Annotated in this window: 14 protein-coding genes; 8 read left to right on the top strand and 6 right to left on the bottom strand. The window is 68.3% G+C overall.

Annotated elements, in window-relative coordinates; genetic code table 11:
- Position 1: 1 nt before the first annotated feature.
- The 3 genes from ACRYA2_RS24160 to ACRYA2_RS24170 all read left to right on the top strand — a co-directional run bounded on the left by ACRYA2_RS24160 (position 2) and on the right by ACRYA2_RS24170 (position 1,002).
- Positions 2–307, top strand: a complete 306-nt coding sequence (locus ACRYA2_RS24160; RefSeq protein WP_433633922.1) for an MrpF/PhaF family protein — start codon at positions 2–4, stop codon at positions 305–307.
- Positions 304–627 (top strand): monovalent cation/H(+) antiporter subunit G, encoded by a 324-nt coding sequence (mnhG, locus tag ACRYA2_RS24165; protein ID WP_433633895.1) that lies wholly within the window; start codon positions 304–306, stop codon positions 625–627. The genes ACRYA2_RS24160 and mnhG overlap by 4 nt, the downstream gene beginning before the upstream one ends.
- 87 nt (positions 628–714) lie before the next feature.
- A complete protein-coding gene (locus tag ACRYA2_RS24170; protein WP_433633897.1) occupies positions 715–1,002 on the top strand; it encodes a hypothetical protein in 288 nt (95 codons plus the stop codon).
- Here the strand turns inward: ACRYA2_RS24170 and ACRYA2_RS24175 are convergent, their stop codons facing one another.
- Together ACRYA2_RS24175 and mutS are read right to left on the bottom strand one after the other, a co-directional pair.
- Positions 1,003–1,404: an NUDIX hydrolase gene (locus tag ACRYA2_RS24175; RefSeq protein ID WP_433633899.1), complete on the bottom strand. Its 402-nt coding sequence runs from the start codon at positions 1,402–1,404 to the stop codon at positions 1,003–1,005. It lies immediately after the preceding gene.
- Positions 1,401–4,127: a DNA mismatch repair protein MutS gene (mutS, locus tag ACRYA2_RS24180; protein ID WP_433633924.1), complete on the bottom strand. Its 2,727-nt coding sequence runs from the start codon at positions 4,125–4,127 to the stop codon at positions 1,401–1,403. Before mutS ends, ACRYA2_RS24175 begins: the two co-directional genes overlap by 4 nt.
- 324 nt (positions 4,128–4,451) lie before the next feature.
- Here mutS and artA point away from each other — a divergent pair, with 324 nt between their 5' ends.
- Together artA and ACRYA2_RS24190 are read left to right on the top strand one after the other, a co-directional pair.
- Positions 4,452–5,381: an archaeosortase A gene (gene artA / locus ACRYA2_RS24185; protein WP_433633901.1), complete on the top strand. Its 930-nt coding sequence runs from the start codon at positions 4,452–4,454 to the stop codon at positions 5,379–5,381.
- A complete protein-coding gene (locus ACRYA2_RS24190) occupies positions 5,368–6,093 on the top strand; it encodes a metallophosphoesterase (RefSeq protein WP_433633903.1) in 726 nt (241 codons plus the stop codon). Before artA ends, ACRYA2_RS24190 begins: the two co-directional genes overlap by 14 nt.
- Positions 6,094–6,095: 2 nt before the next feature.
- Here the strand turns inward: ACRYA2_RS24190 and ACRYA2_RS24195 are convergent, their stop codons facing one another.
- Positions 6,096–7,379: an NAD(P)/FAD-dependent oxidoreductase gene (locus tag ACRYA2_RS24195; RefSeq protein WP_433633905.1), complete on the bottom strand. Its 1,284-nt coding sequence runs from the start codon at positions 7,377–7,379 to the stop codon at positions 6,096–6,098.
- 387 nt (positions 7,380–7,766) lie between these two features.
- Positions 7,767–8,738, bottom strand: a complete 972-nt coding sequence (locus ACRYA2_RS24200; protein ID WP_433633907.1) for a phosphoadenosine phosphosulfate reductase family protein — start codon at positions 8,736–8,738, stop codon at positions 7,767–7,769.
- A 277-nt stretch (positions 8,739–9,015) separates the two neighbouring features.
- Here ACRYA2_RS24200 and ACRYA2_RS24205 point away from each other — a divergent pair, with 277 nt between their 5' ends.
- Positions 9,016–9,522 (top strand): DUF5797 family protein, encoded by a 507-nt coding sequence (locus ACRYA2_RS24205; RefSeq protein WP_433633926.1) that lies wholly within the window; start codon positions 9,016–9,018, stop codon positions 9,520–9,522.
- Here ACRYA2_RS24205 and ACRYA2_RS24210 read toward each other — a convergent pair.
- A complete protein-coding gene (locus ACRYA2_RS24210) occupies positions 9,519–10,532 on the bottom strand; it encodes a DUF5787 family protein (protein WP_433633909.1) in 1,014 nt (337 codons plus the stop codon). The genes ACRYA2_RS24205 and ACRYA2_RS24210 overlap by 4 nt on opposite strands.
- A gap of 120 nt (positions 10,533–10,652) precedes the next feature.
- On the opposite strand from ACRYA2_RS24210, the gene ACRYA2_RS24215 reads away from it, so the two are divergent.
- Positions 10,653–11,330 carry a DUF7827 domain-containing protein gene (locus tag ACRYA2_RS24215; RefSeq protein WP_433633911.1) on the top strand — a complete coding sequence of 226 codons (678 nt, stop codon included), beginning with the start codon at positions 10,653–10,655 and terminating at the stop codon, positions 11,328–11,330.
- Between the two features lie 22 nt (positions 11,331–11,352).
- On the opposite strand, the gene ACRYA2_RS24220 is transcribed toward ACRYA2_RS24215, so the two are convergent.
- Entirely contained in the window at positions 11,353–11,781 is a 429-nt protein-coding gene (locus tag ACRYA2_RS24220; RefSeq protein WP_113277321.1) for a bis(5'-nucleosyl)-tetraphosphatase, read from the bottom strand.
- Between the two features lie 195 nt (positions 11,782–11,976).
- On the opposite strand from ACRYA2_RS24220, the gene ACRYA2_RS24225 reads away from it, so the two are divergent.
- Entirely contained in the window at positions 11,977–12,309 is a 333-nt protein-coding gene (locus ACRYA2_RS24225) for a 30S ribosomal protein S10 (protein WP_433633914.1), read from the top strand.
- The last annotated feature ends 186 nt before the right edge of the window (positions 12,310–12,495 follow it).

Raw genomic sequence — 12,495 nt, forward strand, 5'->3', positions numbered from 1 at the left:
AATGACGGAGGTGAGAAGCGTGGCGTCTGACCCGGAACTCCTCCGTCTCGCCGTGAACGGCGGCCTGATTCTGGCCAGCGCGCTCACGCTGCTGGCCGGCTACCGGGTCATCCGCGGACCGACGGTCCCCGACCGGGTCGTCGCGCTCGACACCATCGCGACGAACGTCGTCGCCATCGCGGTCCTGTTCGCGCTCCAGACGGGCGAGGGCCTGTTCGTCACGGTGAGCCTCGTGCTCGCTATCATCGGGTTCATCAGCACCATCGCGGTCAGCCAGTACGTCATCGAGGGGGACATCATCAAATGAATCTTCAGCACATCGTCGTCGTCGCGCTCGTCGTCGTCGGGAGCTTCTTCCTCGCAGTCGGGACCATCGGCCTCCTGCGACTCCCCGACGTGTACAACCGGTTGCACGCCACCAGCAAGTCCACCACGCTCGGGGCGGCCTCGCTCTTCCTGGCGGGGTTCGTCTACTACGGCGGTGCGGGAGCGGGCCTGACCTCGCTCGTCGGCATCGCATTCCTGTTCCTCACCGCGCCGACCGGCGCGCACATGATATCGCGGTCCGCCCACCGGATGGGCATCGAGTTCCACGGTCAGGACGCCGAGTGGCCCGAGGAGGAGTAGCGGCGCGAACGGTCGCCCGCCCGGTTTCGACGTGCCGACGTGCGGGGCCAGCACACTTACGCACGCCCGTCGCGTGAGTTCGTGACCATGGCATCGTTCACCGAAACGCTGGACGAACTCCTGCCGGGCCACGACCTTACGATAACGCTCGACGACGGAACGACGATGGAGGGACGCGCCAGTCCGGTCCGCTACGTTCCCGACGACCGGTTCCGCATCGAGATCGACCCCGCGGACGAGTCCATCCGTCGCTGCGAGGTCAGTTCCAAGTACGTCGACGGCGCGTGGGAGCCCCCGCAGGTTCGCCACTACGCCCTCGGGGACGACGACTGGACGGTCGTCGGCGAGGCAGAGAACCTGCAGATAAGCCGGTAGTCAGCGCCCGTCGATCTCGGCCGCGCGCTCGACCCCGATTCGCTGGGCCTCGTTCAGGCGGTTGTCCGTCGCGCCCGGCGAGCACCACACGGCCTCTACGTGCTCGTCGCTGAGCGTCACGACCCGCGATTCGACGTGGCACCGGTAGACGACGGAGTATCGCCCGTCGTCGTCGTGGTTCTGCCACGCGGCCGTGTACACCGGCCATCCCACCTCCGCGTCCAGTCCCGTCTCCTCCCGTATCTCGCGGCGGAGCGCGTCCTCGGTCACCTCGCCGCGTTCGATGCGACCGCCGGGGAGCTCCCAGCTCTCGTCGTTCGTCCGGAGCACGAGCACGTCGCCCTCCGGTTCGAACAGCGCCGCTTTCTGGCTGATGGTCGCCCGGAGATGCGGGTCGATCATCGGTCCCCCGCTCCGCGTTCGTCGGCGAGTCGCTCCTGCCACTCGTTGACCCGTTCCATCAGCTCCAGCGGCGACGTGTCGGCCACCTCGACGTCCGCGAGTTCGTCCAGCACGTCCGTGGCGGCCGGGTCGAGCGACGCCGACCCGCTCCCGTCGCCCGCCGTCTCGGTCGTCGCCGGTGCGCTCGCCGTGCGTTCGCTCGCCTCGGGCGACGTGTCGTCGGCCGGCGCGCCGTTTCGGAAGCCCTCCGACCCGAGGTCGAAGACGGCCTGGACCGTCTCGTCGGACTCCGACCCGCGGGCCTCGATGGCCTTCTCGTCGCGCAGTCGCTCCAGCACCTCGCGCGACCGGTCGACGACGGGGGCGGGCACTCCCGCGAGATCCGCGACGTGGATGCCGTACGAGCGGTCCGTCGGCCCGTCCCGGACGGTTCGGAGGAAGGTCACGTCGCCGTCCGACTCGTCCGCCGCGACGTGGACGTTCTCGACGCGGGGCAGGTGGTCCACGAGCGTCGTGAGTTCGTGGTAGTGGGTGGCGAAGAGGGTCTTCGCCCGCACCTCGTTGTGGAGGTACTCCGTGGCGGCCCAGGCGATGGAGATACCATCGTACGTCGCGGTGCCGCGGCCGACTTCGTCGAGGACGACCAGCGAGTCTTCCGTCGCGGAGTGGAGGATGTTGCTCAGTTCCTGCATTTCGACCATGAAGGTCGAACGGCCCTGCGCGAGTTCGTCGAGCGCGCCGACGCGGGTGAAGATGGCGTCCACGAGGCCGACCCGCGCCTCGTCGGCGGGGACGAAGCTTCCCACCTGCGCCAGCAGGACGACGAGCGCGGCCTGACGCATGTACGTCGACTTCCCGCTCATGTTCGGCCCCGTCACGACGAGGAACTCGCGACCGGCGTCGGAACCGGACGTCCCCATCCGCAGGTCGTTCGGCACGAACTCGGTGGTCTGCTCGACGACCGGGTGGCGACCCTGCCGGATTTCGAGCCCGGAGTCCGCGAGTTCGGGGCGCACCCAGCCGTTCTCGACGGCGTGGACCGCGAAGCTGGCGAGCACGTCGAGTTCCGCGAGTGCCCGACCGACGTCCTGGAGGAGTTCCGCGCGGGCGGCGACGCGAGCGCGGAGTTCTTCGAACAGTTCGTACTCCAGGTCGCCGCGTCGCTCTTCGAGGCGCAGAATCTCGCGCTCGCGCTCCTGGAGTTCGTCGGTGACGTACCGCTCGGAGTTCTTCAGCGTCTTGATGGCCTCGTACTCCTCGGGCACCTCGTCCGTCTCGGACTGGCCGACCTGGACGTAGTAGCCGTCGGTCTTGTTGCGGTCGACCTGGAGGTGGGTGATGCCGGTGCGGCGCTTCTCTCGCTCCGCCAGGGTGTCTATCCACTCGACGTCATCCTCGTACTGCTCGACGAGGGCGTCCAGTTCGTCGTCGTACCCCGTCCGGAAGAGGCCGCCCTGCGTGACGGTGCCCGGCGGGTCCTCGGCCAGCGCGTCGGCGAGTTCCGCCCTGAGCGCGTCGGCCGCCTCGCGGTCCGGTCGCTCGACCACGTCGACGAGCGGGGAGTCCGCGAGCGTCGGGTCGGACGCGACGGCGTCGGCGATGTCGGGGAGCACGGCGAGGGCGTCCCGTACCCGGAGCAGGTCGCGGGCGTCGGCGCTTCCGTGGGCCGCCTTGCTCGCCAGCCGTTCCAGGTCGTAGACGTCGTCCAGGCGCTCCCGCACGCGCTCGCGGGCCAGCGCGGCCTCCGCGAACGCGGCGACGCCGTCCTGGCGCTCGGTGAGCAGGTCCGGCGAGCGACGGGGGCGCTGGAGCCACTCCTTCAGCAGGCGCTTTCCCGGACTGGTGACGGTGTGGTCGACCGTGGCGAACAGCGACCCCTCGCGGTCGCCCTGCATCGTCTCGGTGAGTTCGAGGTTGCGCTGGGTCGTCGCGTCGAGTTCGACGTGGTCGCCCCGCCGGTACTGCTGGAGCCGGGTCATCGACTCCCGCACCCCGGTGCCGGTCGTCTCGACGTAGTCCAGGACCGCGCCCGCCGCCCGGACGGCCGGGGAGTCTCCGGCGTTCGCGTCGAGGCCGACGCTCGACAGCGTCGCTTCGCCGAACTGCTCGCGGGCGACGTGGCGGGCCTTACCGGGCGCGAAGGCGTTGGCCTCGTGGAGCGACAGCGAGGCGTCCACTCGCTCCCGGAGGCGGGAGAGGAACTCGTCGTCGTTGCGCACGTCCGGACCCGGCAGCACCTCCGCGGGCGCGAAGCGGCAGAGCTCCGTCAGCGCGGCGTCCGCGTCCTCGACGTCGGTCACGAGGAACCGACCGGTCGTCACGTCGGCGAACGCGAGGCCGAACGCGTCCTCGTCACGCACGACGGCGGCGAGGTACCGGGCGTCCGTGTCGGTCGTCTCCAGCAGCGTCCCGGGCGTGACCACGCGCGTTACCTCCCGGGCGTGGCCGTCGTCAGTCTCGTGCTGGTCGGCGACGGCGACCCGGTAGCCGCGCTCGACGAGGCTCTTGAGGTACGGCGTCAGGTCGTCGACGGGAACGCCGGCCATCGGATAGCTGCTCCCGTGGCTCGACTTCTGGGAGACCTTCAGGTCGAGCGCGTCCGCTACGAGCTCCGCGTCCTCGCCGAAGAACTCGTAGAAGTCGCCCACCTGCATCGTCAGCACGTCCGCGTCCACCTCCTCCTTGAGCGAGAGGAACTCCCCCACGATGCCGCCCTCGCTCACGGCGACATCACCTCGAAGCGGGACCGCGAGCGTGCGAATCGCGTCTGCAGAGTCATACTCTCTTCCAGTCCCGGCGCGACCAAAACGGTGTGGGTTCTCCGCCAACGTCGGCCGATTTCGGAGTTCCGAACAGTTCCCGCGAACGACCGGTTCCGGTGCCGGCGACCCGCCGACCGGGACGGCTCTCTCGGCGTCCGTCTCGCGGTCGCCAGGCGCGTACTCCGGCGACAGCACCTGACGCTGCTCGCCCGGACGAGGTCGGTGCTTTTTCCGAGCGTGAAAGAGAGCGTCAGGTCTATATTTCGGCGCGCCGAGAGTTAATTCGTGACTGCAGTCGTCCCCGAGTTCCTCCCCGACGTGCTGGCGTGGGTGGTCGTCGCGGCGTTCGTCGCCACGGCGGCCCTCGAACGGTACGACCGCCGGCGGGCCAGGGTCGTCGGTGCGGGCGCGTGGGTAGCCTTCGGCGCGTTCTGGGGCGTCCTCTTCCCGCAGTTCGCCTTCGGCATGAAGAGCTTCGTCGAGGGCGCGCTCAGCCTCGCGGCGGTCCCGCTCTGTCTCTACGCCGGCTACCAGCTGTACGCCGGGCGGGACTCGCTGTTCCTCCTCTCGCGGGCCGTCGGCGCGATGGGACTCATCTACCTTCCGTTCACGACCGTCGAACCCGCCCGGGAGTTCCTCGTGGAGGCGGTGAGCTACCAGACCTACCTCGTCATCGAGGCGCTGGGCTACGACCCCGCGTTCACCGTCGCGAAGGAGAACGGCTACCACAGCGCGTTCATCTTCACCGACGAGACCGGCCACCAGTACTACACCTACCTCGTGCTCGCCTGCACGGGCATCGGGAGCATGAGCATCTTCGGCGGCCTCATCGCCGCGGTCGACGCGTCGCTCGGGCGCAAGCTTCGGGCGTTCGCGCTCGCCGTCGGCGTCGTCTGGCTGCTCAACGTCGCCCGGAACGTGTTCATCGCGCTCGCGTTCGGCAACCAGTGGTTCCAGTTCTTCGTCGACCCCATCACGACCCTCGTGGGGTACAGCCAGCCTGGGATGGTCTCCTTCTTCATCGCCGACCGCGTGCTGAGCCAGTTGCTCGCGCTCGTCGCGCTCGTCGGCATCCTGTGGCTCGTCGTCCGCGACGTACCGGAGGTCCTGACCATCGTCGAGGACGTCGCGTACCTCGTCACCGGCAACGAGTACGACCTCCGGCGCACCGTCGTGGCGGACGGCGGGACCAGGCGGGACGATGCCGGTCGGTGACGAGGGGGCCGACGCGCCCGGTCGGGCGGCGAACGCCGAGTTCCGCGACCGGGCGGTCTACCTCCCGGCCGCCGACGCGCTCGTCCTCGCGGACCTCCACGTCGGCCAGGACGCCGTCGCGAACGTCGAACTCCCGCTCGGCGAGCGCGCGGACCTGACAGGTCGGCTCGACGCCCTGCTGGACCGGTTCGCCCCCGCCGAGGTCGTCTTCGCCGGCGACGTGCTCCAGGCGTTCGACCACGTTCCGGACGGCGTCGAAGCGACGGTGGCGGCACTCCGTCGACTGGTCGCGGACGCCGGCGCGGACCTCACGGTCGTCCGGGGGAACCACGACGCGATGCTCGGCACGGTCGTCGACCACCGCGACGAGTACCGCCTCGCCGACGACACGCTCGTCTGCCACGGTCACGAGACGCCCGACGGGACGGCGCCGCGCTACGTCGTCGGCCACGACCACCCGGCCATCGAGATAGAGGGCAGGAAGCGGCCGTGCTACCTCTGGGGACCGGATGTCTACGGCGGCAGCGACGTGCTCGTCCTCCCGGCGTTCACCCGCCTCGCCGCCGGCGTGGTCGTGAACCGGCTGTCCGGGAGCGACTTCGACTCGCCGCTCGTCACCCGGACGAACGACTTCCGGCCCATCGTCCGCGACGAGGACGGCGACGAGACGTACCGGTTCCCGCCGCTCGGCGAGTTCCGGCGACTGCTGTAGGGTTACAGGTCCTCGTACACCGCCCGGGCTGCCTTTCGACCGCTCTCCATCGCCGCGTTGAGCGACGACGCCTCGGTGTAGTCGCCCGCGAGGTAGACGCCCTCTTCGTCCGGCGCCCGGTTGTCCGGCAGCGCGTCGAAGATGTTGGGTGGCTGGGCGAACTGCGCGAACGGCATCCGGGCGGTGTGCAGGAGTTCGAGCTCCCCGAACCGGCGCTCGGGATACCACGCCGCGAGCGTCTCCCGGACCGACTCGGCGAGGTCGGCGTCGGTCTCGTCCGGCGCGCCGAGGAACGTCGCGCTCAGCAGTTCGCGGTCGTCGGGCGCGTACTCCGGCGCGACGGTCGAGAGGGGGACGACCTCGTTCGGCGCGATACCGGGTTCGCCGCCCGGCCCGTCCCTCCGGTCGTCCCCGTTCAGCAGGATGCGCTTGCCGGCTCCCAGGGGTTCGTCGACCGCGAAGTACTGGGTGACACAGCCGCGCTCGCCGGTCGGTATCGCGAAGACGTCGGTCAGGTCGCGGGCCGACTTCGGGTCGGTCGCGACGACGACCGCATCCGCCGACAGCGTCTCGCCGCCGAGCGAGAGTCCGGGGTCGTCGCCGCCCGCGACCGCCGTCACCGTCTCGCCGAGACGGATCTCCGCTCCCGCGTCACGGGCCGCGTCGGCGAGCTGTTCGGGAATCGCCCCCATCCCGTCGGCCGGCACGGCGATGCGCCCGCGCGTCAGCATTTTGAACGTGAACTCGAACACCTTCTTCGAGGTCGACAGCGTCCGGTCGAGCGTGATGCCGCCGTAGAACGGCGCGGCGAAGTTCTGGACGAACTTCGCGGAGAACCCCCGGTCGTCGAGATACTCCGCGATGGACGCGTCCTCGCCCGCGAAGATATCGCGGTTCGGCTTGTCGGCGAGTTCCCGCCGGAGCCTGAGCGTCCGGAGTTTGTCGCCCACCGTCACGTCGCGGTTCGCCGCGGACTCCAGCAGGGCCGTCGGGTCGCGCAGCGGGTCGGCGAGCACGGCGCGGTGGTTCTCCCGGGCGACGACCGCGCCGGGCTTGAAGTACCGCAGGTCGAGGGCGTCGTAGTCGAGTTCCCGTCGCGCGGCGGGATAGGCGGTGAACAGCACCTGGAATCCTCGGTCGAAGACGAATCCGTCTTCCCGCGTCGAGCGCACGCGACCGCCGACCGTCTCCTCGCGCTCGAACACCGCCACGTCGACGCCCAGGTCGGCGAGACGCCGGGCGGCTACGAGGCCGGCGACGCCGGCCCCCACGACGGCGACGGTCACGACCGACCTCCCGCCGGTCGCCGCGGGTCGCCCGTCGATTCGGCGTCGCTCCCGGAGTCGGCGAGGGCTGACAGCGCTGACTCGGAGTTCATGGTCGACAGTTCGGTCGGTAGACATATGAAAGAACGGGGACGGCGAGACCGCCGAGCCTGCTGGTACTCCGTCGCCGGACGCCCCAATCCGGGGCGAGCGGTGCGAGGCGCTACGCGCCGGGAAACGCGCGAACGATGAAACCGTGAGAGAGGAGAGAGAGAGAGAGCGCGCGGCGGCCAAGCGGACCGACGCCCGAAGGGAACGAAGTGGTGCGAAAGAGAGATGCTTTCGATGAACCCCTTATAAGGGGTCGTCGTCAGTACGCGCTGACGACCGTGGGCGTCCTAACGGGTTCTACATGTAGCCGAGGTCGCGCAGGCGCTCCATCAGGTCCTCTTTGTCCTGGGCGCGGCCCGCGCGCTCGGTCGTGTTCTCCATGTCCTGCAGCCACGCCGGTTCCTGGGCGCTCTTCTCGGTGGAGACCTCGCTACCGAGCGAGCGGAAGCCGGCGAAGTACTTCGGCGAGACCGGGATGTCGTCCTGCGTGAGGTCGTTCGGCAGGTCGTCGGCGGACTCGGGGACGTAGCCGTCGTCGGGGTACTCGTCGACGGTGTCCGGAACGACGAAGTTCCAGAAGGCATCCCAGACGGCGGCCTCGTCGAACTGGAGGATCGGCTGAATGCGGTCGTGGGGCGGGTAGATGTCGGGGTCGTGACGCGGACTGAAGAACGTCTCGTCGGCGCGAGCTTCCTGTTCGTCCCAGCGGACGCCGGAGATGACGCCGTCGACGTCGTACTCTTCGAGCGCGTCGTTCAGCGCGACCGTCTTCAGCAGGTGGTTGCCGACGTAGGTGTCGAGCAGGAACGGGAACGTGTCCTCCTCGTACTCCAGCAGGTCGCGGATGTGGTGCTGGTTGTGCTCGTCGAGCTCCGAGACGGGGATGTCGTCGCCGGGTTCGAGGTCGTGTTCCTCGGCGTACTCGCCCACGTCCTCGTTGCGGGCGTAGATGACCTCCAGGTCCCACTCGTCGGCCCACTTCTCGACGAAGTCGTGGATGGCGTCGAAGTGCTGGTAGTGGTCGATGAACACCGCAGGCGGGACTTCGAGGTCGAACCGCTCGGCGACCTCCTTGATGAAGTACAGCGTGAGCGTGGAGTCCTTGCCGCCGGTCCACATGACGGCCGGGTTCTCGTACTGTTCGAGGCCCTCGCGCGTGACCTCGATGGCCTTCTCGATCTTGTCCTCGAGCGAGGGGTAGTCGGCCGGATCTTCGCCTTCGCCGGCGTCGTAGTCGACGTCCAGGTAGTCGGGGAAGTTCTGCGGCATGAGTCGTAATTAGATATAATTATGGGAGTAAAGTGCTTTTCGGCTTCGATAGGCCACGGTACGGCGTCACGTGGCCCCGAGTCGAATCCCGGGAGGGCCGCCGTCTCCGCCACTCGACGGGGCCGGGTCCGACCGGAGACGTCGCGTCGACCGCTCTGGCGCCGGTCCCGCGCCGGTCGACCGCCCGGCGGGGACGCGAACGCGCGACGCGCCAGCGCGGGGGAGCGACGAGCGTCTTCGGAAGGTGCAAATAACCCGGACGCCGAACCCCGGAACGATGACGCTGTCCGAGGAGGTCCGGGAACGACTCGCCGACCTGGTCGAACTGCAACCGACGAAGAACAGCGAACTCCAGGAGCGGTGGGGGTTAGAGAGCGGCAGCGAGGTCCACCAGTACCTCGAGAACGAACTCGGGGAGTACTACTACCGTGACGAGGACAGCTACATCCGCGCGACCGCGGAGGCGAACGACCTCGTCGACGTCGAACCCGGTGTGGAGGCCGAAGAGGGCGAGGACGTGCCGAGCGTCGTCCGCGTCCCGGACCTCCAGCGCCGCGTGTTCGAGGTGCTGGCCGGTCCCGACGAGCGCTCTCAGAGCGTCGTCTCGGTCCTGCACGACCTCCGCGAGGCGTTCGACATCGACCCGAGCGCCGACGAGGTGCGGTCGGCGCTCCAGGCGCTCAAGCGGAAGGGCGTCGTCGAGGTCGTCTACCGGACCGTGCCGACGTTCAAACTCGCCGCTCCGCGCGAGGACATCGAGGTCGAGACGGCACAGAAGAACTAGGGCCGCTCGCGCTCGCGCCGCCGCTCCAGCAGTCGCCGGATGCCTTTCCCCGGACCGCCCTCGATGGGCCAGCCGCGCTGTCGCCAGGCCGGCGGTTCGGGCTCGAACTGCGAACAGGACTGCGAACACTCAGCGGCGGTCTGGCACCGCCCCTTCGCAGCACAGTGCGGCAGCATCGTCGCCCCCTCGTGGCGCAGTTCGAAGTGTCGGCAGTCGGGCCGCATCGTCTCCGCGTACGACCGCCAGCCGCGCTCGTAGGCGCGCTCGGCGATGGCGAGGCGCTTCTCGCGCTTCCACTCGGGGTCGGCGTACTCGAAGCGCGCCGCCGACCGGTCGTACGTTCCGCCCTCGGGTCGTTCGAGGATGCGCGTACCGGGTGCGTCCACGTCCAGCGACCGGGGGAACCACGCCACTTCGGCGTCGTCGTCTTCGAAGGTGAGGATGCCGACCTCGACGGGCATGGCCTCCAGCAGCGCGGGTTCGACCCGGTCGCCCGTCGCGCGCGTCGCGACCCAGACCTCGTCCGCGAGCGCCAGCGCGACGTCCCGTTCGACCTGGCCGCGGAGGGCACAGGCCGCGCTCGCGTCGAGGTCGGGCTTGTTCTCCACGGCGACGATGCGTTCGACCCAGTCCGGATACCGGTAGCGTCGCCGTACCTGGAGCCGGTTCCGCCGCTTGCGAACGTCGAGGATTCCGCGGTCGTCCGCACGGTGGATGGTCTCGCGGACGTACCGCCACGGGTAGCCGGGGTCGGGGAGCGCGTCCTGGTACCACGCCCACTCTTCGGGCGCGTTGCGGACGACGTGGAGCAGGTCCGAGTCGAGTCGACGGCGACCGAACTGCTCGCGTCGTGCCAGCGCGTCGGCGTCCACCTCGACGACGACGGTGTCCCAGCGGCGGCGCTTCGTCCCGAGTTGTCGGGCGACGAGGGCGTCACAGTCGCCGTCGGGATGCCACGCTCGCTCGGCCCACCGACACGTCCGTAGTTCGAAGACGAACTCGGGCTCCATAGTCGTCCCAGCAGTCCCGCCCCGGTAAACCATTCGAATACGCTTAGATATCAGAAAACATTTACAATCAGCTGTCAGATTTTACGTGCGGAGTTTTGTCAATCCAAACTGCGAACTACCATGAACGTACGTAATATACTCGTCGCACTGGTGCTTACCTCGCTAGTGGTCGGATCCGCAGTCGCACAGCCCCCCAACGCAGTGAACGCGGACGCGAAGCCCGAGGCGGTGTCGCCCGCTTCCATGCAGCCGGCGCCTAACGGAAGCGCGACGCTCGGGACGTCCATCGTCGACGTACAGAACGGTGAGAAAGCGACGATCAACCTCAGCCTCGACGGCACGAGCGAGGCCCACGTCCTGATCGGCGGCGGCACCGCGAAGTACAGGGTCAACACCTCCGTCGTGGACGAGAACGGCGACGGCCAGATATCCCTCGTGTTCGACACGTCGAAGGCGAGCGACCCCAGCTCGGCGATGAGCGCGAAGGGCGACGACTCGGTCAGGGTCCTGTCGTCGACGTCGACCGACTCGTTCGAACCCCGGATGTACGGCATCGACGTCCGCCTCTACAACGGATCTGCGTGGCTTTCGCAGGTCAAGGGTGGGTTGAACGTGCAGGGTGAGACGACGACCACGACGACCACGACCGACAGTTCCTCGGACGACGGCACGACGACGACGTCCGACACGACGACCCACTCCGGGACGACGACCGACAGCGGCGGTCAACCCGGCTTCGGCGCGGGCGTCGCGGCGGTCGCGCTCGCGGCGGTCGCGCTGCTGGCCCGTCGTTCGTAATCGGTCGAAGAACTTTTTCGAGTTAGTTCTCGTCGCGGTCCTGCAGGAACTCGTGTGCGTCCCGGAGGATGTTGCGGGGACCGTCCTGCGTGATGGTGTTGATAGCCTGTTCGTAGTCGCGCCACTGGAGGTCCCTGTGCTCGTGGGACAGTTCCGCACTCGCCTCGAACGACTTCGCGACGAACAGGTGGACGGTCTTGTGAATCGTCTTGCCGTTCGCTTCGAAGACGTAGCTGTAATCGTCGCGGAACCCGTCGAGGAGGCGGAAGTCGTCGATGCCCGCCTCCTCTTTCACCTCCCTTATAGCGGTTTGCTGTAGCTCTTCGTCCCCCTCCACGCCGCCCTTCGGAAACTCCCAGTCGCCCGGGCGACTTTTGAGGAGGAGGTATTCCTTGCGACCGCGGGTATCCCTGTACAGGATAGCACCCGCGCTCGTAGCTTGAACTGCCATTGCGTTCACGTATGCGGCCGGCCATTAAATGGATGTCGGAGCGCTACAGATTATCTTCGGCGCGCTCCGCCGGCGACGTTCAATCCGCCGGCGTTGGAGGGGATTGAACGCCGTTCTCCGCCGGAAACTACGGTCGGCGTCCGGCAAAACACGCCCTTTACGTACCAGGACGGTATACCTCCATCAGAACCAGCCATGACCTTCGTGACGAAGATACTTCTCCAGAGCGGCGATCGACACGCCCTCGACAGCGTCGTCTCGAACATCCGGTCGATAGCCGAGCGAAAGGGAGCGGAGTTGAAAGGTCCCCACTCCGACCCGCCGGACCACAAACGCGTCCCCCAGTACAAGTCGATCTCCGGCGAGGAGAACCGTCAGTTCAAGAGCTGGGAGTACACCGTCTACACGCGAAAGATGGAGATAGTCGGCCACAACGAGGTCGCTCGGCGCGTCGCCGACCTGGAGTTCCCGCAAGGCGTCCGCGTCGAGGTCGAACTCGAACAGATAGAGGGGATGGGCCTGGCCTGACTTCTGCAGTCGCTACTCCGCTCGTCCGGCCGAAGAAAGCGAGTCCTCACGCTGAGCGGTCTACTTCTGGGTCAAAAAATAGCCGAGTCCTCGTTCGAGGCGGATTTATCCGCCGCCGCCTCCGCCACCGCCGCCCTGTCTGCTGGCGGACGTGCTGACGAGGCTGAGTTGGCTGCTGAACACGTT

Source organism: Halomicrococcus pelagicus (assembly GCF_050954125.1).